The organism is Streptomyces sp. NPDC088745 (genome assembly GCF_044751045.1).
Lineage (GTDB): Bacteria > Actinomycetota > Actinomycetes > Streptomycetales > Streptomycetaceae > Streptomyces > Streptomyces cremeus.
In genome coordinates, this window is sequence record NZ_JBIVLB010000001.1 from 326215 (window position 1) to 351259 (window position 25045).

The following is a 25045-nucleotide window of genomic DNA, read 5'->3' on the forward strand; positions in this document are numbered from 1 at the left end:
GTATTCCACGGGGACCACGAAAGGCTGACGACATGCCTGACCAGGCATTCGAAGCGGCGGGCGGAGCGCATGCGGCGCCGCCCGCCGCCGTACGTGTCCAGGGATTGTGGAAGCGGTTCGGCGAGCAGACCGCCGTGGCCGGAATCGATCTGGAGCTGCCGGCCGGGAAGTTCATCGGGCTGGTCGGTCCGAACGGGGCGGGCAAGACCACCACCCTGTCCATGGTGACGGGGCTGCTGCGCCCGGACCGGGGCACGGTGCACATCGGCGGCCACGACGTGTGGGCGGACCCGGTGCGGGTCAAGTCGCGGATCGGCGTGCTGCCGGAGGGGCTCCGGCTCTTCGAGCGGCTGTCGGGGCGGGAACTCCTGGCCTACAGCGGGCGGTTGCGGGGGCTGCCCGGCGAGGAGGTCGACAAGCGCGCCACCCAGCTCCTGGACGTACTGGACCTGGCGGGCGCGCAGCACAAGCTGGTGGTCGACTACTCGACCGGCATGCGCAAGAAGATCGGGCTCGCGGCCGCCCTCCTGCACAACCCGGAAGTGCTCTTCCTGGACGAGCCCTTCGAGGGCGTGGACCCGGTGTCCGCGCAGACCATCCGCGGCGTGCTGGAGCGGTACACCGCGTCCGGCGCCACCGTCGTCTTCTCCAGCCACGTGATGGAGCTGGTGGAGTCGCTGTGCGACTGGGTGGCCGTGATGGCCGCCGGGCAGATCCGCGCGCAGGGCACCCTCGCGCAGGTGCGCGGCGACGCGCCGACGCTCCAGAACGCGTTCCTGGAGCTGGTCGGGGCGCAGGGGCGCGACGCGGGGGACAGCCTGGACTGGCTCGGCGGCGGGGCGCCGCGATGAGCGCCGTCGCGGGCCGCACGCCCGGCGGCGCGTCCGCCGGGGCCGTTTCGACGGGGCTGACCCCGGTGTTCGTACGGCTGAAGCTCGCGCTGCTGAAGAACGGGCTGCGGCAGTCCTCCGGGCGCACGGCGGCGTTCGCCACGAGCTGCGTGCTGGTGCTGCTCTTCTCGGCGCTGCTGGTGCTGGGGCTGCTCGCGCTGCGGGGCACGCAGTACGCGCCGACGGTGACGGTGCTGCTGGCGCTGGTGTTCGCCGTCGCGTGGGCGTTCATGCCGCTGTTCTTCCCCAGCGGCGACGAGACGCTCGACCCCTCGCGGCTGGTGATGCTGCCGCTGGAGCCGCGGCCGCTGGTGCGGGCGCTGCTGGCGGCGTCGCTGGTGGGCATCGGACCGCTGTTCACGGTGTGCCTGGCGGTCGGCTCGGTGATCGCCGTCGCGCGGGGCCTCCTCGCGGCGCTGACGGCGGTCGTGGCGGCCGGGCTGCTGGTGCTCACCTGTGTGGCGCTGGCGCGCGCGGTGGCGACGGCGAACGTACGGCTGCTGACCAGCCGGCGCGGGCGGGACCTGGCCGTGCTGAGCGGTCTGGTCGTCGCGGTCGGCGTCCAGGTGGTGAACTTCGGCTGGCAGCGGCTGGCGGCCACCGGCGGCATGCCGGTGCTGGAGCCGGTCGCGGACGTGGTGCGGTGGGTGCCGCCCGCCTCCGCGGTCGGTGCGGTGCACTCCGTGAGCGAGGGCGCGTACGGGCGCGGCGCGGTGCAACTGCTGCTCACCGCGGTGCTGCTGGCGGCGCTGCTGTGGTCGTGGGAGCGCGGGCTGGTGAAGCTGATGACCTCGCCGGACGGCTCGACCGTCCAGGCGGCGCCGGGGTCCTCGGGGGGCTCGCGCAAGGAGTCCACGGCGGGGCCGCTGGCCCGGCTGCTGCCGGACGGGCGCACGGCGGCCACCGCGCAGCGGGTGCTGCGTTACGTCTGGCGCGACCCGAAGACCAAGGGCGCGTGGATCACCTCGCTGGCGATCGGGCTCATCGTCCCGGTGTTCAACGCCCTCCAGGGCACCGGGTCGCCGTACTGGGCGTGCTTCGCGGCGGGGATGCTCGGGATGCAGACCTTCAACCAGTTCGGCACCGACACCTCGGCGTTCTGGATGGTGGCGACGACGATCTCCTCCGTGCGGGACGCCTACGAGGAGCTGCGGGCGCGGCTGCTGGCGCTGCTGGTCATCACGGTGCCGTACACGCTGCTGGTGACGGGCCTCACGACGGCGCTGGCGGACGGCTGGGCGATCTTCCCCGAGGTGCTGGGGCTGTCCTTCGCCCTGCTGGGCGCGCTGCTCGCGGCGGGCCTGGTGGCCTCGGCCCGGTTCCCGTACTCGATCCCGCAGGACAGCTCGTACAAGAACGTGGCCCCCGGGCAGGGGTCGCTGGCCTGGATGTCGCTGGTGGTGGGGCTCGTGGTGTCGGCGGTGGTGTGCGGCCCGCTGATCGCGCTGACGGTGTGGCTGCACCTCGCCGGGACCGCCACGTGGTTCCTGCTGCCGCTGGGGGTGGCGTACGGGGCCCTGGTCACCTGGGGCGGGCTGCGGGTCGCCGCGCCCCGGACCGCCGCCCGGCTGCCGGAGATCCTGGCGGCGGTGAGCAAGGGGTAGCCGGCCGCGGGCGGGGCGGCGCTCCCGGGCGCCGTCCCGCTACCGGCCCGGCACGGGCTCGCCCGCGACCTCCTCCAGGAAGGGCTCGACGGCCGCGCGCCAGCCGTCCGGCTGGTCGTAGTGGACGAGATGACCGGCGTCCACCACCTCCGCGTACTGGCCGCGCGGCAGCACCCGCACCATCTCCTGGGCCTCCGCGCGGCCCAGCTCGCCGTCCAGGCCGCGCACGACCAGCGTCGGGCACCGCACCTGGGAGAGCTCGTCCCAGTGCGCGTCGTGCACCCAGGTCGCCCGGGACAGCAGCATCTGACGGCGGGAGAAGACCGGACGCCAGCCGTCCGCCCGCTCGGCCATCACCTCCGCGAAGAACTCGCCGCGCGCCGGGGAGGGCCGCTCCACCCAGGGGTCGTCCTCGCCGAACCACTTCCGTACGTCCGCGAGCGTCGCGAACGGCACCGGCCAGGCCTTGAACCAGTCCTCCCACTCCCGCTGGGAGGCGGCCCCGAGCGCGGAGGCGCGCATGTCGCAGACGACCAGGGCGCGCACCAGGTCCGGCCGCTTGGCGGCGAGCTGCCAGGCCGTCAGCGCGCCCATGGAGTGCCCCACCAGGGTGACCGGGCCCAGTCCCAGCTCCTCCACCACCGCCTCCGCGTCCGCGACGTAGGCGTCCCGGGAGAAGGGGCCTTCGGAGGGCTTCTCGCTGCGGCCGTGGCCGCGCTGGTCGAGGGCGACGGCCCGGTGCCGCTCGGAGAGCCACCGGGCGGTGGCCGCCCAGTGCGAGGAGCGGCCCATCAGGCCGTGCAGCAGTAAGACGCCGGGGAGCCGCTCCAGGTCGCCGCCCTCCTTGGGCGGGTCGGCGAACTCCCAGGCGGCGAGGCGTACGCCGTCTGCTCCGGTCACGTCGATGCGCCGCACCATATGACCTGGCACCCCCTTCTCGTACGGATCGTGCGTGCTCGTCCCTCGCCTGCTGACGTCCGCCGTCTCCATGTCATCGAACCCATATTCGAAGATCGGGGCGGAGCGGCCAAGAGCCCTCTTTCGAGTGACAGCGCTCAAGGATTGGCGTTCGCCGCCGAGGGGAGATCTTCTGCGGGAGGCGGGCCGCTCGGGGAAGACGGTCCGCGGGGGCCGGCCTGAAGAGCTCGGGGCTCCAGGCCGGCACAGGGGAGGACAGGCCCCGGCGCCTCAGGGCGCCGGGGCCCTCCGCGTACGGGCCGCTCGCGTGCGGCGCGCGTCGGTGCGGGCCGCTCGCGTGCGGCGCGCGTCGGTGCGGGCCGCTCGCGTGCGGTGCGTGCTCGTGCGGTGCGTACGACGGGCGCATCTCCCGCCTCCTCCCCGGCCGTGCGACGGGCCCGGCCGGCAGCCCTCGTTCACCTCTGGTGCCCCGGTTCATGTGCCGCAGACACAGCGTGGCACGCGATCCGTCCGGCCGCTGGCATTCCGGTGCGGAAGCGGGCCGGGGAACGCGACCTCAAGTCCCGTCCCCCGGCCCGCCGTTGACCTTCGAGGCGGAGACGTCTCAGCGCTTGGCGACGAAGACGTGCGAGGCCGTCTCCGCGTCCAGCTCGGCCGCCTCGCCGCTGCTGCCGACCAGCACACCGCCGGGCGAGTCCGTCACGCTGACCACCGAACCGGGCTGCACGCCGGCGCGGCGCAGCGTGTACATCAGCTGGGCGTCGGTCTGGATGGGCTCGCCGATGCGCCGTACGACGACGGTCTTGCCCTCCGGACCCGGCGCCAGCTCGCTCAGGCTGACCATGCCCGCGTCCAGGAACGGGTCGGCCTCGGACTTCTCGCCGAGCTCCTCCAGACCCGGGATCGGGTTGCCGTACGGGGACTCGGTGGGGTGGCGGAGCAGTTCGAGGACGCGGCGCTCGACCGCCTCGCTCATCACGTGCTCCCAGCGGCACGCCTCGGCGTGCACCTGCTCCCACTCCAGCCCGATCACGTCGACGAGCAGGCACTCGGCGAGCCGGTGCTTGCGCATCACGCGCGTGGCCAGTCGGCGGCCCTCCTCGGTGAATTCCAGGTGGCGGTCGCCCGCGACCGTCACCAGGCCGTCGCGCTCCATGCGGGCGACGGTCTGACTGACCGTCGGGCCGCTCTGGTCAAGGCGCTCGGCGATGCGGGCGCGCATGGGGACGACGCCCTCCTCCTCGAGTTCGAGGATGGTGCGGAGATACATCTCCGTGGTGTCGATCAGTCCGGACATGTGTGCCCCTCGGTGCTGTGACAGAAATCGTCGTGCGCTCGGTCTTCGTACTCGGTTGTGCTCAGTCGTCCTGCGCCGGCCCTGTCCCAATTCTGACGCATCGCACCGACAACCGTGCCGGGCCGGGGCGGGGCCGTATTGACAGGTCGCGGCTCAAGACCGCAACGTGATCCGCGGCACGGACGCCGCCCCTGTTCGTAACCTTGGGTAACCGCCCCGCATTCCCGGCAACTCCCACGAAACCGCCACTGGAAGGGCCCTCCGCGATGAGCGAGAACAAACTGGCCGGTCAGTTCTTCGACGCCGCGATCGGCCTGCTCCACCGGGTACGGGACGAGGAGGGCGACGCGATCGCCGCCGCCGGGACCGCGATCGCCGACACCGTCGCCGCCGGGGGCCGGCTCTTCGCGTTCGGCGCCGGGCACTCCTCGCTCGCCGCGCAGGACGTCGTCTACCGGGCGGGCGGGCTCGCCCTGATGAACCTCCTCGCGGTGCCCGGTGTCGTCGGCGTCGACGTCATGCCCGCCACCCTGGGCTCCGCCCTGGAACGCGTGGACGGCCTCGCGGGCGCGGTGCTCGACAGCAGCCCCGCCAAGCCCGGTGACGTACTCGTGGTGATCTCCCTGTCCGGGCGCAACGCGCTGCCCGTCGAGATGGCGATGAACGCGCGCGCCCTGGGGCTGAAGGTCATCGGCGTCACGTCCGTGGCGTACGCGCAGGACACCAGGTCGCGCCACAGGTCGGGCAGCTTCCTCAAGGACCACTGCGACATCGTGCTGGACAGCAAGATCGCGGTCGGTGACGCGGAACTGACGACGGAGGGCATCGACGCCCCCTTCGCGCCCGCCTCGACGGTGGTCACCACGGCCCTGATGCAGGCGGTCATGGCGGCCGCCGCCGGTGAGCTCGCGGAGCGCGGCGTCGAGGTGCCGCTGCTGCGGTCGGGGAACGTGGACGGCGGCCACGAGTGGAACGGACGCGTGATGAGCGAGTACGGCGACCGGATCTTCTTCCGGCACTGACGGCGTCCGCCGCCGCTCCACCGCCCACCCCTCCGGGTCGGCCCGGAGCGCCGGGCGCCCCTCCCCGTACCGGACCGGAAGGCCCGCGCGCCCCGGCGCCCCCGCAGGCGTTCACTCGTGCTGCACGTCCCGATCATTCAGCTCCGCCGTGTCGCGGAGCACACCCGCCTCGGGGGGACCGAGGTGCCGCGTTAATTCGGTTGAGCCGCCCCGGAAGGGCTCCTAATGTGTGACGCACACTGAAAGGAGGTGATTCGGAAGTGATTTCTTTCCGGACTCGTGAGGTGGCTGCGGGCTAGTTGCCCGTCGTCGCACTCAGTGCGGTAGCCGGCGCAGCCGGTTCCCATCCCAAGCAGTCACCGCCCCGCGGGCTCGCCGGTGTGTCCGGCCGGCCCCCTCCTCGGAGGGGACCAGAGCCCGCGGGGTTCTGCGTTCACGGGGTGTGTTTCAGGGGTTGAGGCGTTCCACGGACCAGGCGCCGGGGCCGGTGCTCACGTAGCGCAGGCGGTCGTGGAGGCGGTTCTGGTGGCCCTGCCAGAACTCGACCGTCTCCGGGGTGACGCGGAAGCCGCCCCAGTGCGGCGGCACGGGGACCTTCTCGCCCTCGGGGTAGCGGGCGGCCAACGCGTCGTAGGCGGTGGTGAGTTCCTCGCGGGAGGCGATGGGGCGGGACTGGTCGCTGGCCCAGGCGCCGAGCTGCGAGCCGTGCGGGCGGGTGCGGAAGTAGGCGGCCGTCTCGGCGCGGGAGACGCGGGCGGCGGTGCCGGTGACGATGACCTGGCGGGCGATGCGGTGCCAGGGGAAGAGCAGCGAGACGTGCGGGTTCGCGGCCAGTTCGGTGCCCTTGCGGGAGTCGTAGTTGGTGAAGAAGACGAAGCCGTCGCCGTCGTAGGCCTTCAGGAGCACCGTACGGGTGCTGGGGCGGCCGTCGGGGGTGGCGGTGGCGACGACCATGGCGTTGGGCTCGTCCAGGCCCGCGTCGACCGCCTGCTGGAACCAGTGGGCGAACTGTTCCATCGGGGTGGCGGCGAGCGCCCGCTCGGCGAGGGGCTCGCCGCGGTACTGCTCGCGCATGGCGGCGGGGTCGGGGGCGCGCCCCCCGGAGAAGGGCGAGGAGGAGGGGTCGGACGCGGCGGGAGCTGTGTTCGGCACGGGGCCATCCTGCCGCAGGGGGTGCGGAGCCCCCGCACAGAGGGTGCGCGCCGGGCGACGAGGCGCGGGCGCAGTCTTCCCACCCGCAACCGGCCTCAACCCTCTCGGAAGCGGGTCGTGCAGTGTGCCTGTTCTCACGCTTCCCCGCATCGGTGGAACCCGCCAAAATCCGGGGTGGAGCCGCTGTCGCCCCTCCACAGCAGGGGTATCGTTCCTGCCTCCCGCCGCTTGGCCTACACGCATAGAGGAGCCGCCTGATGTCCGACTTCGTACCCGGACTCGAGGGAGTCGTCGCGTTCGAAACGGAGATCGCCGAACCGGACAAGGAGGGCGGCTCGCTCCGTTACCGGGGTGTCGACATCGAAGACCTGGTCGGGCACGTGTCCTTCGGGAACGTGTGGGGCCTGCTGGTCGACGGCGCCTTCAACCCGGGGCTGCCGCCCGCCGAGCCGTTCCCGATCCCCGTGCACTCCGGCGACATCCGGGTCGACGTGCAGTCGGCGCTGGCGATGCTCGCCCCGGTGTGGGGCCTGAAACCGCTGCTGGACATCGACGAGACCACCGCCCGCGACGACCTGGCGCGGGCCGCGGTCATGGCGCTGTCGTACGTCGCCCAGTCGGCCCGCGGCCAGGGGCTGCCGATGGTGCCGCAGCGCGAGATCGACAAGGCCGAGTCGGTGGTCGAGCGGTTCATGATCCGCTGGCGCGGCGAGCCGGACCCCAAGCACATCAAGGCGGTCGACGCGTACTGGACCTCGGCGGCGGAGCACGGCATGAACGCCTCCACGTTCACCGCGCGGGTGATCGCCTCCACCGGGGCCGATGTCGCCGCCGCGCTGTCGGGGGCGGTGGGCGCCATGTCCGGGCCGCTGCACGGCGGTGCGCCGTCCCGGGTGCTCGGCATGATCGAGGAGATCGAGCGCACCGGTGACGCCCGCGCGTACGTGCGCCAGGCCCTCGACAAGGGCGAGCGCCTGATGGGCTTCGGGCACCGGGTGTACCGCGCGGAGGACCCGCGTGCGCGCGTGCTGCGGCGCACGGCCAAGGAGCTGGCGGCCCCGCGCTTCGAGGTGGCGGAGGCGCTGGAGAAGGCCGCGCTGGAGGAGCTGCACGCGCGGCGTCCGGACCGGGTGCTGGCGACGAACGTGGAGTTCTGGGCGGCGATCGTGCTGGACTTCGCGGAGGTCCCGGCGCACATGTTCACGTCGATGTTCACCTGTGCCCGCACGGCCGGGTGGTCGGCGCACATCCTGGAGCAGAAGCGCACCGGCCGGCTGGTGCGCCCGTCGGCGCGGTACGTGGGTCCCGGCGCCCGCGGCCCGCAGGAGATCGACGGCTTCGGGGACATCGCGGGCTGAGTTCCGCGGACGTACGCACGACGAGCGGGTGAACGGGCAGGGGGCGTCCTCCGGGGGGGCGCCCCCCGCCCGTGGCCCGGGAGCTCCCCCCGCCCGTGACCCGGGGGGGAGCCTCTTATCCGCGTTCCGGCGCGGGGGCGCCGAGCGCCGCCTCCAGCAGGTGCGCCCACTGGGCGACCACCCGGTCGCGGCGGGCGGTGTCGTCGGTGAGCAGGTTGGCGAGGCCGAGGCCGCGGGCCATGTCCAGGAAGCCCTGGACGATCTCGCGCACTCCGGGGCGGGTCTCGTCGGCGTGCAGGAGTTCCACCGCGATGCGGTGGCTCTCGCGGCCGAACCTGGCCTCCAGCTCGGTGACCCGGGCACGCAGCTGCTCCTCGTTGGAGGCGGCGACCCACAGGTGCAGGGCGGCCCGGAAGAGGGGGCCGGTGTAGAGGTCGACCAGCGCGCCGACGACGGCCGCCGTATGGTGCCCCGGCAGGGCGCGCAGGGCGCGGGAGCGTTCCTCGGCGACGTACTCGACGGCGGCGGTGAACAGGTCCTCGCGGGTCGGGAAGTGGTGCTGGGCGGCTCCCCGGGAGACGCCCGCCCGTTCGGCGACGACGGACACCGTGGAGCCCGCCCAGCCGCGTTCGGCGAGGCAGGCCACGGCGGCCTCCAGCAGCCGCTGCCGGGTGACGCGGCTGCGGTCCTGCTTGGGGGTGGTCACAACAGCCACGCGGGGTCCCGTCGTTCGAGGTGTGCGGTGACGCCCTCGCGTGCCTCGGCGGACGCGAACAGCGCTGCCGAGCGTTGTACCAGGTCCTCCGCGTCCCGGTCGAAGGCGTTGCGCATCTCGGCCGTCAGCAGCCGCTTGGTCTCGGCGAGCCCCTGCGGGGACGCCCTGCGCAGCGCGTCCAGCACCGGCGTGAGGACGGCGTCCACGTCCGGCGCCGTCTCGGTGAGCAGCCCGATCTCCTGGGCGCGCGGCCCGGCGAAGACCTCCCCGGTGAGGAAGTACCGGGAGGCCGCCCTGGGGTCGAGCCGGGGCAGCAGCGGGATCGAGATGACGGCGGGGGCGACCCCGATGCGCACCTCCGAGAAGGCGAAGTCGGAGGCTATGGTCGCGAACGCCATGTCGCAGGCGGCGAGCAGGCCGAGCCCGCCCGCCCGCGCGTGCCCGTCGACGCGCGCGATCACCGGCTTCGGCAGTTCGGCGATCTGCCGCAGCAGGGCGACGAACGCGTACGGGCTGGCCGGCGACTTCAGGTCGGCGCCCGCGCTGAAGGTGTTGCCGTTGTGCGCGAGCACCACCGCCCGCACCGAGGCGTCCTTGCCGCAGCGTTCGAGGGACCGGCTCAGCTCGCCGACGAGCGACGCCGAGAGGGCGTTGCGGTTCGCCGGCGAGTCGAGGGTGAGGGTGGTGATGCCGCGGTCGTGCGTGGTGGGGGCGAGGGCCTGGCGTGTCACTGTCGCTGTTCCCTTTCTCGGAGCTCCCGGCGCAGGATCTTGCCGGAGGCGGCACGGGGCACCGCGTCGACGAACTCCACGCGGCGCACCTTCTTGTACGGGGCGACGCGTTCGGCGACATGGGTGATCACGTCCTCCTCCGTGAGGTGTGCGGCGTGCGCCTGTCGGACGACGTATGCCTTGGGGATCTCGTTGTCGTCCTCGTCGCGTACCCCGATCACGGCGGCATCCGCGATGTCTTCGTGGGTGAGCAGGAGGGCTTCGAGTTCGGCGGGGGCCACCTGGAAGCCCTTGTACTTGATGAGTTCCTTGACGCGGTCGACGACGAAGAGCCAGCCGTCGGCGTCGACGCGGCCGATGTCGCCGGTGTGCACCCAGCCGTCGGCGTCGATCATCTCGGCGGTGGCGTCGGGGCGGCCGAGGTAGCCCTTCATCCGCTGCGGGCCCCGGACGGCGATCTCGCCCGCCTCGCCGACGCCGAGGTCCTTGCCGGGGGTCTCCAGGGACAGGATGCGCAGCTCGGTGCGCGGCAGGAGCTTGCCGACGGTGCCGGGCGGGGGGCTGGGGGCGTCCAGCGGCACCACGTGGGTCCCCGGCGACAGTTCGGTCATTCCGTACGCCTGGAGGACCGGCGGCAGCCCGAGGCGGTCCGCGCAGGCCTGCGCGAGGTTCGCGTCGAGGGGGGCCGCTGCGCTGACGACGTACTCCAGCGAGGAGAGGTCGTAGCGCTCGACGGCGGGGTGCTTGGCCAGCGCGAGGACGATCGGCGGGGCGACGAAGAGGGCGTTGACCCGGTGGTCCTGGATGGCCCGGAGGAACTGGTCGAGTTCGAAGCGGGGCAGGGTGACGACGGTCGCGCCGTGCGAGAGGGGCTGGTTGACCAGCGCCATCAGGCCGTAGATGTGGAAGAAGGGGAGGACCGCGAGGACGCGGTCGCCCGGCTTCATCGGGATGAACGGGTCGAGCTGGGCCATGTTGGTGGCGATGGAGTGGTGGGTGAGCATGACGCCCTTGGGGGTGCCGGTGGTGCCCGAGGAGTAGGGCAGGGCGGCGATGTCCTCGCGGGGGTCGACGGCGATCTGCGGCTCGGGGTCGGTGCAGGCGAGCAGGTCGAGTACGGAGCGGTGGCCGGGGGCGCTGTCGCAGACGAGGATCTCGGTGACGCCGCCGCTGAGTCCGGCGGCGCGTTTCGCCGTCTCCAGCAGGGGCGACACCGTGACGATCCAGCGGGCCGAGGAGTCGCGGAGCTGTTTGGCGAACTCCTCGGCGGTGGCCAGCGGGTGCACGGTGGTGACGGCGGCGCCGGCCCTGGTGGCGGCGAAGAAGACCGCCGGGTAGGCGATGGTGTTGGGGCTGTGCAGGGCCAGCACGTCGCCCTTGCGCAGGCCGGACGCGGCCAGGGCGGCGGCGATCCGGCGGTGTCCGGCGTCGAGTTGGGCGTAGGTGAGGGTGGTGCCGTTCGTCCCGTCGACGAGCGCGGGGGTGTCGCCGTAGTGGGCGGCGTGTCCGAGGACCGCCTCGTGGACGGGACGTTCGACGTCGGGCACATCGGCGTACTCGCTGTGGAACACCATGGTGTGACGGTCCCCTTCGGCACGGTGGTGCGACGGTGCGCACGGCCGGTGCGGCGGCCGCGCGCGGTGGGTGGACGGACAGGATGCGGGTACGGGGTGCGGCTCGGGGAGACCCCGGCGCGGGCCGGCCGGGGTCCGGGCGCGGCCCCGTGGGGGCCGGTGGGGCTCAGTACGACTTGGGGAGCCCCAGGGACTGGTGGGAGACGAAGTTGAGGATCATCTCCCGGCTGACGGGGGCGATCCGGGCGACCCGGGAGGCGACAATGAGCTGGGCGAGGCCGTACTCGCGGGTGAGGCCGTTGCCGCCGAGGGTGTGGACGGCCTGGTCGACGGTCTTCACACAGGCTTCGGCGGCCGCGTACTTCGCCATGTTGGCGGCCTCCCCCGCGCCCATGTCGTCGCCCGCGTCGTACAGAGCGGCGGCCTTGCGCATCATCAGGCGGGCCAGCTCGATCTCGATGTGCGCCTGCGCGAGGGGGTGCGCGACGGCCTGGTGGGCGCCGATCGGCGTCTTCCAGACGGTGCGCTCCTTGGCGTACGCCACCGCCCTGCCGAGGGCGTAGCGGGCCATGCCGACGGCGAACGCGGCGGTCATGATGCGCTCGGGGTTGAGCCCGGCGAAGAGCTGGAGCAGCCCGGCGTCCTCGTCGCCCACCAGGGCGTCGGCGGGCAGCCGTACGTCGTCCAGGACCAGCTCGAACTGCTTCTCCGGGGCCTGGAGTTCCATGTCGATCCGCGAGCGCCCGAAGCCGGGGGCCTCGCGGGGGACGATGAACAGGCAGGGCTTGAGGCTGCCGGTGCGGGCGTCCTCCGTACGGCCGACGATCAGGGTGGCGTCGGCGATGTCGACGCCGGAGACGAACACCTTGCGGCCGGTGAGGACCCAGTGGTCGCCGTCGCGGCGAGCGGTGGTGGTGATGCGGTGGGAGTTGGACCCGGCGTCGGGCTCGGTGATGCCGAAGGCCATGGTGAGGCTGCCGTCGGCGAGGCCGGGCAGCCACTGCCGCCGCTGCGCGTCGGTGCCGAAGCGGGCGATGACGGTGGCGCAGATGGCGGGCGAGACGACCATCATGAGCAGCGGCGACCCGGCGGCCCCCAACTCCTCCAGCACGATGGAGAGTTCCGCGATGCCGCCGCCTCCGCCGCCGTACTCCTCGGGAATGCTGACGCCGAGGTAGCCGAGCTCGGCGGCCTCCGCCCACAGGGCGTCGGGGTGTGCGCCGTCGGCGACGACCCCGGTGAAGTAGTCGCGCCCGTAGCGCTTGCCGAGGGCGGCGACGGCGGCGCGGAGGGCCCGCTGCTCCTCGGTCTCGACGACACTGCTGATCATGGTGGTGCTCATGCTTCCTGGTCCTCCTGTGCACTGGTGTCCGTGACGACGGCGAGCAGGGCGCCGACCTCGACCTGGCGGCCGGGGACGGCGTGGAGCGCGGTGAGCGTGCCGGAGGCGGGAGCGGTGACGCGGTGCTCCATCTTCATGGCCTCCAGCCACAGCAGGGGCTGCCCCGCCGTCACCCGGACGCCCTCCGCGAGCCCTTCGGCGACCCGTACGACCGTCCCCGGCATGGGGGCGAGCAGGGAGCCGGGGGCGGTGCGCGCGGCGGGGTCGGGGAAGCGGGGGGCGGGGGTGAGGGCGTGGCAGCCGGCGGGGGTGTCGACGTACACGGTGCGCACGGGCGCGGAGCCGCCGCGGCCGGTGTGCGCGTACGTCCGGACGCGGTGGCGGCGCCGCACCCCGCCGGTTTCGAGGACGACCTCGTGCGGGGTGACGGACACGACGCGTTCGACGCCCTCCACGCGGTAGCCGCCGTCGCGTTCGCGCCGGTAGCGGACCTCGTGCCCGTTGTAGGTCTTGGTCTGCGGCTGGGACGGGACATTCCGCCACGCCCCGCCGAAGCGGCCGCCCCGCGCGGCGGCGTCCGCGAGGGCGGCGGCGACGGCGGCCAGGGCCTCGCCGGGGGGCGGGGCGGTGAGGGCGTCCAGGTGGCGGCCGTAGAACCCGGTGTCGTGGCGGGCGGCCCGGAAGTCGGGGTGGCGCAGGGAGCGCACGAGGAGGTCCCGGTTGGTGACGGGGCCGTGCGCGCGGGTGCGGGCGAGGGCGTGCGCGAGGGCGCGGACGGCTTCGGCGCGGGTGGGCGCGTGCGCGACGACCTTGGCGAGCAGGGGGTCGTAGTGCACGCCGACGGTGTCGCCGCTCACGAAGCCGGTGTCCAGGCGCAGTCCGGGCCCGGTGGGCACGTCCAGGGCGTGCAGGACGCCGGTCTGGGGCTGCCAGTCGTGGGCGGGGTCCTCGGCGTACAGCCGGGCCTCCACGGCGTGCCCGTGCGCGTCCGGGGGCGTCGGCGGGAGCGCGCGGCCCTCGGCGACGCGGATCTGGAGGGCGACCAGGTCGATGCCGAACACGGCCTCGGTGACCGGGTGTTCGACCTGGAGGCGGGTGTTCATCTCCAGGAAGTACGCCCTGCCGCCCTCGTCGACGAGGAACTCGACGGTGCCCGCGCCGACGTATCCGACGGCGCGGGCGGCGGCGGTGGCGGCGTCGTGCAGGGTGTGCCGCTGGGCGTCGGTGAGCGCCGGCGCGGGAGCCTCCTCGATCACCTTCTGGTGCCGGCGCTGGAGCGAGCAGTCGCGGGTGCCGAGCGCCCAGACGGTGCCGTGCGCGTCGGCGAGGACCTGCACCTCGATGTGGCGTCCGCGTTCGACGTAGGGCTCGGCGAAGACCTCGCCGTCGCCGAAGGCGGACCGCGCCTCGGCGGACGCCGCCGCCAACTCCTCTTCCAGGTGCGCGAGTTCCCGGACGACGCGCATGCCGCGTCCGCCGCCCCCCGCCGCCGCCTTGAGCAGCAGGGGCAGGTCGGCTTCCGTCGCGGCGGCCGGGTCGACGGGGGCGAGCAGCGGCACGCCCGCCTTCGCCATCAGCTCCTTGGCGCGGGTCTTGGACGCCATGGCCTCGACGGCGGCCGGGGGCGGGCCGATCCAGGTGAGTCCGGCGTCGGTGACGGCGCGGGCGAAGCCGGCGCTCTCGGAGAGGAACCCGTATCCGGGGTGCACGGCGTCCGCCCCCGCGGCGAGGGCGGCCTTCACGATCAGCTCGCCGCGCAGATAGGTGTCGGCGGGGGCCGCGCCCGGCAGCCGTACGGACACATCCGCCGTACGGGTGTGCAGGGCGTCCGCGTCGGGGTCGGAGTGCACGGCGACGGTGCCGATGCCCAGCTCGGCGCAGGTGCGGAAGACGCGGCAGGCGATCTCGCCGCGGTTGGCGACGAGCAGGGTGTTGATCACGGAGGGCTCGCGTTCGGTCATGGGGTGCCTCACATCCGGAAGACGCCGAAGCCGCCGCGCACGCCCTCGACGGGGGCGGTGTGGATCGCGGACAGGCACAGGCCGAGGACGGTGCGGGTGTCGCGGGGGTCGATGACCCCGTCGTCGTACAGCCGCCCGGACAGGAACATCGGGAGGGACTCGGACTCGATCTGCTGCTCCACCACCGCGCGCAGGGCGGCGTCCCCCTCCTCGTCGTACGGCTGCCCCTTCGCGGCGGCGGAGGCGCGGGCGACGATCGACAGCACCCCGGCGAGCTGCTGCGGGCCCATCACGGCGGACTTCGCGGTGGGCCAGGCGAAGAGGAAGCGGGGGTCGTAGGCGCGCCCGCACATGCCGTAGTGCCCGGCTCCGTACGAGGCGCCCATGAGGACGGACAGGTGCGGGACCCTGGAGTTGGCGACGGCGTTGATCATCATCGCGCCGTGCTTGATGATGCCGCCCTGCTCGTACTCCTTGCCGACCATGTAGCCGGTGGTGTTGTGCAGGAACAGCAGCGGGATGTCGCGCTGGTTGGCGAGCTGGACGAACTGGGCGGCCTTCTGCGACTCGGCGCTGAAGAGGACGCCTTGGGCGTTGGCGAGGATGCCCACGGGATAGCCGTGCAGGCGCGCCCAGCCGGTGACCAGGCTCGTCCCGTACAGCGGCTTGAACTCGTCGAAGTCGGAGGCGTCGACGATGCGGGCGACGACTTCGCGCGGGTCGAAGGGGGTCTTGAGGTCGCCGGGGACGATCCCGGCGAGTTCCTCCTGGTCGTAGCGGGGCTCCTGAACCGTCTCCGGGTCCGGGTCGGGGTGTGCCTTGCGCCAGTTGAGGCGGGCGACGACGCGCCGGGCCTGGTGCAGGGCGTCGTGCTCGTCCACGGCGTAGTGGTCGGCGAGGCCGGAGGTGCGGGCGTGCATGTCGGCGCCGCCGAGCGATTCGTCGTCGCTCTCCTCGCCGGTGGCCATCTTCACCAGGGGCGGGCCGCCGAGGAACACCTTGGACCGGTCCTTGATCATCACCGTGTGGTCCGACATGCCGGGGACGTAGGCGCCGCCGGCGGTGGAGTTGCCGAAGACGACGGCGACGGTGGGGATGCCGGCGGCGGAGAGGCGGGTGATGTCCCGGAAGAGGGCGCCCCCCGGAATGAAGATCTCCTTCTGGGAGGGCAGGTCGGCGCCGCCGGACTCCACGAGGCTGATGCAGGGGAGCCGGTTCTCGTACGCGATCTGGTTGGCGCGCAGGGCCTTCTTCAGGGTCCAGGGGTTGGAGGCGCCGCCGCGGACGGTGGGGTCGTTGGCGGTGATGAGGCATTCGACGCCCTCCACGACGCCGATGCCGGTGACCATCGAGGCGCCGACGGGGTAGTCGCTGCCCCACGCGGCGAGGGGGGAGAGCTCCAGGAACGGGGTGTCGGGGTCGAGCAGCAGCTCGACGCGCTCCCGGGCGAGGAGCTTGCCGCGCGCGCGGTGCCGGGCGAGGTACTTGTCGCCGCCGCCGGCGAGGGCGCCGGCGTGGGCTTCCTGGAGGGCGGCGAGCTTGGCGAGGGTGGCGGCGCGGTGGGAGGCGTAGGCGGGGGCGGTGGGGTCGAGTGCGGTGGGGAGGGTGGGCATGGGCGGGGCCTCTCCGGGGGACGGGGGTGCTGGGCGCGGGGGGTGGGGGGCGTTCGCTCGCGCGGGGCGGGGGCGGAGGTGTCGGCGGTGGGTGTCGGCACCCGGCGCGGAGGCGGTCAGCCGCCGGGCGGTGCGACGGGGCCCGGCGCGGGGCGCCGGGGGCGGCGGGCGGGTGACGGCGGCGGGTCATCGGCGCCCGGCGCCGGGGGGCTTTTCCCCCTGCCCGCCCCTTCCCGTGGCCCTGCGGGGCCCGGGGTTGCGTGCGGGTGCGTCGTGGCTGGTCGCGCCCGCGCGGCGGAGCCGCACACCGGCACGGTCCCGGACCGGGTCACAGCAGGGCCTCCGGGATCTCCGTGCGGCGGGACCGCAGCCACTCCCCCAGCGCCTTGGCCTGCGGGTCGAAGCGGGCCTGGGACGCCACCCCCTCCCCCAGCAGCCCCGTGACGGTGAAGTTCAGCGCGCGGAGCCGGGGGAGGACGGTGCGGGTGACCGGCAAGTCGCGTACCTCGGGGAGGAGTTCCCGCAGGCGCGCCTCCGTCACGTGGTGGGCCAGCCACCGCCACGCCTCCTCCGTGCGGACCCAGAGCCCGACGTTCGCGTCACCGCCCTTGTCCCCGCTGCGGGCCCCGGCCACCAGGCCGAGCGGCGCCCGCCGCGTCGGGCCGGAGGGCAGCGGGCGCGGCAGCTCCGGCGCGGGAACGGGGACCAGCGGGCGCGTCCGTACCGGCCCGGGCACGGCCCGCGAGGTCCCGTCCGGCAGCACCGCCACGTGCGGCACCTGTGCCCTGGGCACGTACGCCGCCGAGAACACCCCGTACGGCGCCCCCTTCCCCGGCGGCGCCGTCACGTGGAAGCCCGGGTAGCTGCCGAGCGCCAGCTCCACCGCCGCCCCGCTCACCGCCCGCCCGACCTTCTCCGCGTCCGCGTCCCGCACGACGAGCCGCAGCAGGGCGCTCGCGCGCTCCTCGGTGTCCGCGTCCTCCCGGTCGGTGCGCGCCAGCTCCCAGCGCACCTGCGCCGGACGCGCCTCGGCCGCGTCGAGCGCGTCCTCGACCTGTGCGCGCACCAGCTCCGCCTTCGCCTCCACGTCGAGCCCGGTGAGGACGAAGACGACCTCGTTGCGCCAGCCCCCGACGCGGGTGAGTCCCGTCTTGAGGGCGGGCGGCGGCGCCTCGCCCCGTACGCCGCTCACCCGCACCCGGTCCGGCCCCTCCCGCGTCAGCGTGACGGTGTCCAGGCGGGCCGTGACGTCCGGCCCGGCGTACCGTGCGCCGCCCGTCTCGTAGAGGAGCTGCGCGGTCACCGTGCCGGTGTCGACGACGCCGCCCGTGCCCGGGTGCTTGGTGACGACGCAGGAGCCGTCCCGGCGGATCTCGGCGAGCGGGAAGCCGGGGCGGCGCACGTCGTGCGCGCCGAAGAAGGAGTAGTTGCCGCCCGTCGCCTGGGTGCCGCACTCCAGTACGTGACCGGCCACGACCGCGCCCGCCAGCTCGTCGTACGCCTGCGGGCCCCACCCGAACCAGTGCGCGGCCGGGCCGGTCACCAGGGCGGCGTCCGTGACGCGTCCCGTGACGACGACGTCCGCGCCCGCGTCGAGGCAGGCGGTGATACCGGCGCCGCCGAGGTAGGCGTTGGCGGTGAGGGTGCCCTCGGGCCACTGACCGGTTCCGATCAGGTCGTCCCCCTGGACGTGAGCGACCCGGACCGGAACGCCCAGCCGCCGCGCCAGCTCCCGGAGCGCCGTGGCGAGCCCGGCGGGGTTGAGCCCTCCCGCGTTGGTGACGATCCTGACGCCCTTGTCGTGGGCGAGACCGAGGCTGCTCTCCATCTGCCGCAGGAAGGTCTTGGCGTACCCCGTGGCCGGGTCCTTCAGCCGGTCCCGGCCGAGGATCAGCATGGTCAGCTCGGCGAGGTAGTCGCCGGTGAGGACGTCGAGCCCGCCGCCGGTGAGCATCTCGCGGACGGCGTCGAAGCGGTCGCCGTAGAAGCCGGACGCATTGCCGACGCGCAGGACCTCCGGCCGGCGCGTCACGCGGACGCCCCCGGTCCGGCGGAGCCGTCCGCGTCGCCCCGCCCGGCGGCCCCCCGGGGTGCGCGTCCCGCCCCCGCCGGGCCCGCGAAGGCCTGCGCGATGTCCAGCCAGGCGTCCGCGTCCTGGCCCTCCGCGCGCAGCGCCAGGTCGGCCCGGTGGGCCCGCTGCGTGGCCAGCAGGCAGAAGTCCAGCGCGGGCCCGGTGACCCGCTGGGTCGCGTCCTCCGGCCCGTACGCCCACAACTCGCCCCCCGGGCCCACCAGTTCGACCCGGAACTCCTCCTCCGGCGGCTTCCGCCCCCGTACGAGGTACGCGTAGTCGCGCGCCCGCACCCCGATCCTGGCCACCTGCCGCAGCCGTCCGGTGGGGGTGCGGCGGACGCCCAGCGCGTCCGCCACGTCCTGCCCGTGCGCCCAGGTCTCCATCAGGCGCGCGGTGGCCATCGAGGCGACGCTCATCGGCGGCCCGTACCAGGGGAGCCGGGTGCCCGCCGGGGCGGCCGCCAGGACCCGGTGCAGGCGCTCGCGGCCCGCGCGCCAGCCGGCCAGCAGCTCGGCGGGCGGCAGGGCGGCGCCCCGCGCCGCGCCCTCGTCGACGAAGCCGCCGGGGTCCGCCGCCGCCCTGGCCGCCTCGTCGGCGAAGGCCCCGGGGTCGGTCGCGGAGAGCAGTGCGACGCGGTCGGTCCAGGCGAGGTGGGCGATCTGGTGGGCGACGGTCCAGCCGACGGCGGGGGTCGCGGTCCCCCACCGGTCGTCGGGCAAGTCGCCGACCAGGCGATCGAGTTCGGCGCTCTCGTCCCGCAAGTCGCGGAGGACGGCTTCGAGTTCGGACACGTGGCGCTCCCGTTCGGGCGTGGCTGCGTGCCCGGGAGCATGACAGCCCCCGGAGAAACAAGCAAGCATGCTTGAATCTCGCGGGGGCTGTTCCGTGCGGCCGGATTGTCTACTTCCGGGACGGTTCGCGCCGCGTCCGGCTGCGGACCGCGCCGACGCTCGCGCCGATCACCAGCGCGATGGCGAGGGCGTCGACCAGCGTCAACGCCTGGTGCAGGACGAGGAACCCGGCTCCGGCGGCGATCGCGGGCTCCAGGCTCATGAGGACCGCGAAAGTCGGTGCGGGCATCCGGCGCAGGGCGATCAGTTCGAGCGTGTACGGCAGCACCGACGACAGCAGGGCGACCGCCGCGCCGAGGCCGAGCGTCACCGGGTCCAGCAGCTTGCCGCCCGCCTCCAGGACGCCGAGCGGGAGGCTGAGCAGGGCCGCGAAGGCCATCGCGAGGGCGAGCCCGTCGGCCTGCGGGAAGCGGCGTCCGGTCTGGGCGCTGAAGACGATGTACGCCGCCCAGCAGGCCCCCGCGCCGAGGGCGCAGGCGGCGCCGGCGACATCGAGACCGCCGAAGCCGGACGAGCCCAGCAGGGCGACGCCCGAGAGCGCCAGCACGGCCCACAGGGCGCTCGACCACTGCCGGGAGGCGAAGACGGAGAGCGCGAGCGGGCCGAGCACCTCCAGGGTGACGGCGGCGCCGAGCGGGATGCGGTCGGTGGCCTGGTAGATCAGGGTGTTCATGCCGCCCATGGCGAGGCCGAAGGCCAGGATCGTGCCCCAGTCCCGGCGCGTGTAGCCGCGCACCTTCGGGCGGCACACCAGGAGCAGCACCACGGCGGCGACGGCCAGCCGCAGCGTGACGACGCCGAAGGCGCCGGTCCTGGGCATGATCAGCACGGCGAGCGCCGATCCGAACTGGACGCTCAGGCCGCCCGCGACGACGAGGGCCACGGGACCCGGGCCGGGCGCGCGCCGCCGCCCGGCGGCGAGGACGGTGCCGGTCGTGGCGGTGGTGGCGGCCGCTGCCGCAGCGGCTTCCGCGTCCAGGAGGGGGGCCGGGGCGCCCTGGGCGCCGTGCGGCTCAGCGGCGTTCACTGTGGTGCACCTCGAGTTCAATGGGATGTACTCCCATGATGACACGGGGGGTTGGCGCGTCACCCGGCGCCACCGGGCCCGACGAGGGGCACGCCGGCCGCCCGCCGCCGGGCCCGCCACCGGGCCCGACGAGGGGCACGCCGACCGGCATCAAGCCTCACCCCGCCCCTCCCGAGCGCCTCCGCCGGACGCCCCGCCCCGCCGCCCCTCTCCGAGTGCCTCCGCCAGCACCTCCGCCAGGTGCCTGGCCCGGACGTTTCCGAGCTGGCCGAGCTGTGTCCGGCACGAGTAGCCGTCCGCCAGCACCTCGCCGCCCTCCGGCAGCGCCCGCACCGCGGGCAGCAACTGCTCCTCCGCGCACGCCTTCGACACCTCGTAGTGCCCCTTCTCGAAGCCGAAGTTGCCCGCCAGGCCGCAGCAGCCGCCCGACAGCGCGCCCGTCAGGCCCGCCCTCTCGCGCAGGCGGGCCTCCGCCGCGTCGCCGAGCACGGCGTGCTGGTGGCAGTGCGTCTGGCCCGCCACCGGACGGTCCACGCGCGGCGGCGTCCAGTGCGGGGCGCACTCCTCCAGCACCTGGGCGAAGGTCCGCACCCGGGCGGCCAGCGCGGCGGCGCGCGGGTCGTCCCCCAGCAGCTCCGGCAGGTCGCCGCGCAGGGCCGCCGCGCAGCTCGGCTCCAGCACCACCAGCGGTGCGTCCGCCGGCACGGCCGCCAGGGTCCGCCGCATGGCCTCCCGCGCCCGGTCGAGCTGCCCCGTGGAGACGTACGTCAGCCCGCAGCACAGCCCTGCGCGCGGCAGCCGCACCCGCAGCCCCGCCGCCTCCAGCACCCGGACCGCCGCGACGCCCACGTCCGGCGACAGGTGGTTGGTGAAGGTGTCCGGCCACAGCGTGACGACGGGGGCGGACGCGGAGGCGGGCGTGCGGGGCCGGGCCCGCGCCCACTGCCGGAAGGTGCGCGGGGCGATCCGCGGCAGCGTCCGCTCCGGGGCGATGCCCGCCGCCCGCTTGGCGAGCGCCGCCAACGGCCGCACCTGCGCACCGGCGTTGAGGAGCGCCGCCACCGCCGACGCAGGCCGCAGCCACTGCGGCAGCCGGCCCAGCGCGTAGTGCGCGGCGGGACGCAGCCGGCCCGCGTAGTGGTGGTGCAGGAACTCCGCCTTGTACGTGGCCATGTCGACGCCCACCGGGCAGTCGCTGCGGCAGCCCTTGCACGACAGGCACAGATCGAGGGCGTCGCGCACCTCCGCCGAGCGCCAGCCGTCCTCGACGACCTCCCCGGCGAGCATCTCGTGCAGCAGCCGCGCCCGCCCGCGCGTGGAGTGCCGCTCCTCGCCGGTGGCGCGGAAGGAGGGGCACATGACGCCCGCCCCGGCCTCGGCCGTACGGCACTTGGCGACGCCCACGCAGCGGCGCACGGCGGCGGAGAAGTCGCCGCCGTCGTGCGGGTAGGCGAAGGCGACGTCGCGCACCGGCTCGGCCGGCAGGACGGCGAAGCGCAGGTTCTCGTCCAGGCGGGCGGGGCGGGCGAGCATGCCGGGGTTCATGCCGCCCGCCGGGTCCCAGCAGTCCTTGAACCGTTCGAAGAGGCGCACGAGCTCGGGGCCGTACATCGTCGGCAGCAGCTCGGCCCGGGCCTGGCCGTCGCCGTGCTCGCCGGAGAGGGAGCCGCCGTGGGCGGCGACCAGGCGGGCGAGCTCCTCGGAGAAGGCACGGAAGCGGGCGACGCCCTCGCGCCGCAGCAGGTCGAAGTCGATGCGGACGTGGACGCAGCCGTCGCCGAAGTGCCCGTACGGGGTGCCGCGCAGCCCGTGGGCGGCCAGCAGCGCCCGGAAGTCGCGCAGGTACGCGCCGAGGCGGGCCACCGGCACCGCGCAGTCCTCCCAGCCCGGCCAGGCCTCCGAGCCGTCGGGCATCCGGGTGGCCGTGCCGCTGGCGTCCTCGCGGACGCGCCACAGCGCCCGCCGGCCCGCGGCGTCGGTCACCACCATGCAGTCGACGGCGTCGGCGTCCGCGCCCCGGACGATCTCCAGGGCCCGCGCCCGGGCCTCCTCGGCGCTCGCCCCGCCGGTCTCGACGAACAGCCAGGCGGCTCCGCGCGGCAGCAGCCCCCGTTCCCGTTCCGGTACGAGGTCGGCGGCCATGCCCTCCACGGTCAGCGGCCCGTACGGGAGGATGCCGGGCGCGGCCTCGGCCGCCGCGCTCTCGTCGGCGTACCCGAGGACGGCGAGCGCCCGCGCCCGCGGCGCCTCCACCAGACCGACGACGGCCTCGGTGACCACGCCGAGGGTGCCCTCGCTGCCGCAGAAGGCGCGCGCGAGGTCGACGCCGTTCTCGGGCAGCAGCGCGTCCAGGGCGTACCCGGAGATCCGGCGCGGGAGCCCGGGGAAGCCCGTGCGCAGCAGGGCGAGGTTGTCGTCCACCAGGGTGCGCAGGCCGGTGCGCGCGAGGGCGCGCGGCGCCTGGTCCCAGCCGCCGCGCGCCAGGTGCAGCGCGTCGCCGCCGTACGTCAGCACGTCCAGCTCCCGGACCTGGTCGGCGGTGGTGCCCCAGGCCACCGAGTGCGCGCCGCAGGAGTTGTTGCCGATCATGCCGCCGAGGGTGCAGCGGCTGTGGGTGGAGGGGTCGGGCCCGAAGGTCAGCCCGTGCGGGGCGGCGGCGGACCGCAGGGTGTCGAGCACGAGTCCGGGCTGGACGCGCGCCGTACGGGAGGCGGGATCGAGGTCCAGGAGGGCGCGCAGGTGCCGGGTGGTGTCCAGGACGACGCCGGTGCCGGTGGCCTGGCCCGCGATGGAGGTGCCGCCGCCGCGCGGGACGACCGGCACGCCGTGCGCCCGGCAGACGGCGAGGGCGGCGGCGACGTCGTCGCCGTCGCGCGGGGCGACCACGCCCAGCGGGACCCGCCGGTAGTTCGAGGCGTCCATCGTCATGAGGGCGCGGGCGGCGGCGTCGAAGGACACCTCGCCGCGCACGGCCGCTCTCAGATCCGCCGCCAACTCGGTCGTACCACCCTGTCGTTCAGCCATGCGTCCAGCATGCCCGGTGTCCCGAATCGGGCGAAGTGGGCAGACTTGTCCTTCTCATCCTTCGGAAAACAATCAGAAACTTTCCCAAGTGATCATCAACTCACCTATAGTGAGCACGCTTTAGGCGGACATTCCGCTTGCGGAGAGGTCCGAACGCCCTGAGCGCCCCGAACGCCCCACCGGCTCGCCACTCCAAGAGGCCCCCTTCCCATGTCGTTGCGCCGCGCGTCCGCACTGGCCCTGTCGACCACCGCGGTCGTCGGCGGCCTGCTGGTCCTGGGAGCGGTACTGCTCGCTCCCCCCGAGGCGAAGGTCCCGCTGGCCTGGGGAGGCGGAGCGGCGGCCGTGCTGCTGACCGCGGCCGTCACCACCGCCGTGCACGCCACGCTGCGCGCACGCGCCCTCGCGGACGACCTCGCCCGCGGGCAGCGGGACGCCGACCGGTTCATCGGGGACACGCTCCCGCGGCTCGTCGCGCGGCTGCGCGCGGGCGACTCGGCGGCCACCGCGCTGAACGCCGCGACGCGCGGGCTCGGCGAGCTGGACAACGCCAACTCGCGGGCGCTGCTGGACATCGTGGCCACCGAGGTCGGGCGCGGCGAGTCCGCCCGCGCGGCGGCCATGTCGGCCTGCGCCAACGCGGCGGGCCGCATGCAGGCCCTGGCGACGGGCATGCTGGCGGACCTGCGCGAGATGGAGCACCGGCACACCGACGAGGACGTGCTCGGCGACCTCCTGCACCTCGACCACCGCACCGCGCAGGCCGGCCGCCTCGCGGACAGCATCGCCGTCCTCACGGGCGCGCGGTCCGGCCGCCGGTGGGCGAAACCGATCGTGATGGAGTCGGTGCTGCGCGGGGCGATGGGCCGGATCAACGGCTACCAACGGGTCCGGCTGCACTCCACCAGCGAGATCGCCGTCGCCGGGCACGCGGCCGAGGGCGTCATGCACGCGCTGGCCGAACTCCTCGACAACGCGGCGAACTTCTCGCCGCCGACGGCCGAGGTGCACGTGTACGTGGAGGAGGTTCCGGCCGGGGCCATCATCACGGTGGAGGACAGCGGCCTGGTCATGAGCGACGTCCAGCTCCGCCGGGCGGAGCGGGCGGTGTGCGCGCAGACCCCGCTGGACCTGACCGGCCTGTCGGGCACCCGGCTGGGTCTCGCCGTGGTGGGCTGCCTGGCCCGCAAGCACAACCTGACGGTGTCGTTCCGGCCGTCCGCGCGGGGCGGCACGGGGGCGCTGATGCTGCTGCCGCAGGAGCTGCTGGTGCAGGGGGTGGCGGGGCCCGGCCCGGCTGCGGCGGCGGCGGTGCAGGCGCCCCCGGCGCCGGCGCCGGTCGCCGACGCGGAGGTGCGGGAGGAGCCCACGACGCTCCGGGTACGCCGCCGGGAGCACGCCCGGGCGGAGACCGCCGAGCCCGTGCGGCCCGCGCCGGCCGCCGAGCCGGCCTCGGACACCACCGGCGGGCTTCCCCAGTTCGGGGAGAGCGGGCTGCCGAAGCGCAAGCGGGGGCGGACGCTGGCCGCGGCACACCCGGACGGGCCGCAGGCGCCGGCCAGGCCCGCACCGGAGGCGGCGGCGCGGCGGAGTGCGGCGAACCGTTTCAGCACGTTTCGGCAGGCGGTGCAGGGGCGGGCGGAGGAGGCTGCGGATGAGGCGTCGCCCCCGTCCCACCCCTTCGCCTAGGCCCGCGGGGCGGTCGCACGGTTTCCCGCGGGAGCGTCGTGGCCGGTCGCGCCCACGCGGCGGAGCCGCACATCGGAACAGCCCCGCGCCTCCGGCGGCACGCCCTTCGGGCAGCCGTCACCCGGCCCCCTGAAAGACCCCCCGAGCCACCCCGTACCCACACTCCGACCCACCCCCACCCCCACCCGGAAGGCCACGACAGC

General features: G+C 74.7%; 18 protein-coding genes. 5 read left to right on the plus strand and 13 right to left on the minus strand.

Translation table 11 applies throughout. The annotated features are described in order from the left end of the window. Positions 1-32 precede the first annotated feature (32 nt). Positions 33-851 (plus strand): ABC transporter ATP-binding protein, encoded by an 819-nt coding sequence (locus tag ACIP93_RS01395; protein ID WP_345221769.1) that lies wholly within the window; start codon positions 33-35, stop codon positions 849-851. After that, positions 848-2494 (plus strand): transporter, encoded by a 1647-nt coding sequence (locus ACIP93_RS01400; protein WP_401754424.1) that lies wholly within the window; start codon positions 848-850, stop codon positions 2492-2494. Before ACIP93_RS01395 ends, ACIP93_RS01400 begins: the two co-directional genes overlap by 4 nt. Positions 2495-2533: 39 nt before the next feature. Here the strand turns inward: ACIP93_RS01400 and ACIP93_RS01405 are convergent, their stop codons facing one another. Then, positions 2534-3412 (minus strand): alpha/beta hydrolase, encoded by an 879-nt coding sequence (locus ACIP93_RS01405; protein WP_345226381.1) that lies wholly within the window; start codon positions 3410-3412, stop codon positions 2534-2536. Positions 3413-4016: 604 nt separating this feature from the next. Continuing rightward, entirely contained in the window at positions 4017-4709 is a 693-nt protein-coding gene (locus ACIP93_RS01410; protein WP_345221765.1) for a metal-dependent transcriptional regulator, read from the minus strand. Between the two features lie 266 nt (positions 4710-4975). Between ACIP93_RS01410 and ACIP93_RS01415 the strand changes: the two genes are divergently transcribed. Beyond that, a complete protein-coding gene (locus ACIP93_RS01415; RefSeq protein ID WP_345221763.1) occupies positions 4976-5731 on the plus strand; it encodes an SIS domain-containing protein in 756 nt (251 codons plus the stop codon). A 447-nt stretch (positions 5732-6178) separates the two neighbouring features. Here ACIP93_RS01415 and pdxH read toward each other — a convergent pair whose 3' ends face one another. Beyond that, positions 6179-6805, minus strand: a complete 627-nt coding sequence (pdxH, locus tag ACIP93_RS01420) for a pyridoxamine 5'-phosphate oxidase (protein WP_401755612.1) — start codon at positions 6803-6805, stop codon at positions 6179-6181. Positions 6806-7140: 335 nt separating this feature from the next. Between pdxH and ACIP93_RS01425 the strand changes: the two genes are divergently transcribed. Continuing rightward, entirely contained in the window at positions 7141-8241 is a 1101-nt protein-coding gene (locus ACIP93_RS01425; protein ID WP_401754427.1) for a citrate synthase 2, read from the plus strand. A gap of 115 nt (positions 8242-8356) precedes the next feature. On the opposite strand, the gene ACIP93_RS01430 is transcribed toward ACIP93_RS01425, so the two are convergent. The 10 genes from ACIP93_RS01430 to ACIP93_RS01475 form a co-directional block, all read right to left on the minus strand. Next, positions 8357-8956 carry a TetR/AcrR family transcriptional regulator gene (locus ACIP93_RS01430; RefSeq protein WP_345221759.1) on the minus strand — a complete coding sequence of 200 codons (600 nt, stop codon included), beginning with the start codon at positions 8954-8956 and terminating at the stop codon, positions 8357-8359. Further along, positions 8944-9687, minus strand: coding sequence for an enoyl-CoA hydratase family protein (locus ACIP93_RS01435; RefSeq protein ID WP_401754430.1), 744 nt, complete (start codon positions 9685-9687; stop codon positions 8944-8946). The genes ACIP93_RS01430 and ACIP93_RS01435 overlap by 13 nt, the downstream gene beginning before the upstream one ends. Beyond that, entirely contained in the window at positions 9684-11261 is a 1578-nt protein-coding gene (locus ACIP93_RS01440) for a 4-coumarate--CoA ligase family protein (protein WP_345221754.1), read from the minus strand. Before ACIP93_RS01440 ends, ACIP93_RS01435 begins: the two co-directional genes overlap by 4 nt. A 166-nt stretch (positions 11262-11427) precedes the next feature. Next, a complete protein-coding gene (locus ACIP93_RS01445) occupies positions 11428-12603 on the minus strand; it encodes an acyl-CoA dehydrogenase family protein (protein ID WP_401754433.1) in 1176 nt (391 codons plus the stop codon). After that, the gene (locus tag ACIP93_RS01450) at positions 12600-14564 is read right to left on the minus strand and encodes an acetyl/propionyl/methylcrotonyl-CoA carboxylase subunit alpha (RefSeq protein ID WP_401754436.1); all 1965 of its coding nucleotides are present in this window, start codon (positions 14562-14564) and stop codon (positions 12600-12602) included. Before ACIP93_RS01450 ends, ACIP93_RS01445 begins: the two co-directional genes overlap by 4 nt. 8 nt (positions 14565-14572) lie before the next feature. Further along, a complete protein-coding gene (locus ACIP93_RS01455; protein WP_401754439.1) occupies positions 14573-16177 on the minus strand; it encodes an acyl-CoA carboxylase subunit beta in 1605 nt (534 codons plus the stop codon). A gap of 328 nt (positions 16178-16505) precedes the next feature. Next, positions 16506-18209 carry an acyclic terpene utilization AtuA family protein gene (locus tag ACIP93_RS01460; protein WP_401754441.1) on the minus strand — a complete coding sequence of 568 codons (1704 nt, stop codon included), beginning with the start codon at positions 18207-18209 and terminating at the stop codon, positions 16506-16508. Continuing rightward, a complete protein-coding gene (locus tag ACIP93_RS01465) occupies positions 18206-19042 on the minus strand; it encodes a TIGR03084 family metal-binding protein (protein ID WP_401754444.1) in 837 nt (278 codons plus the stop codon). The genes ACIP93_RS01460 and ACIP93_RS01465 overlap by 4 nt, the downstream gene beginning before the upstream one ends. A 109-nt stretch (positions 19043-19151) precedes the next feature. Next, positions 19152-20129 (minus strand): EamA family transporter, encoded by a 978-nt coding sequence (locus tag ACIP93_RS01470; RefSeq protein WP_401754447.1) that lies wholly within the window; start codon positions 20127-20129, stop codon positions 19152-19154. Positions 20130-20279: 150 nt separating this feature from the next. Continuing rightward, positions 20280-23153: an FAD-binding and (Fe-S)-binding domain-containing protein gene (locus ACIP93_RS01475; RefSeq protein WP_401754449.1), complete on the minus strand. Its 2874-nt coding sequence runs from the start codon at positions 23151-23153 to the stop codon at positions 20280-20282. Between the two features lie 210 nt (positions 23154-23363). On the opposite strand from ACIP93_RS01475, the gene ACIP93_RS01480 reads away from it, so the two are divergent. After that, positions 23364-24842, plus strand: coding sequence for a sensor histidine kinase (locus ACIP93_RS01480; protein WP_401754452.1), 1479 nt, complete (start codon positions 23364-23366; stop codon positions 24840-24842). The last annotated feature ends 203 nt before the right edge of the window (positions 24843-25045 follow it).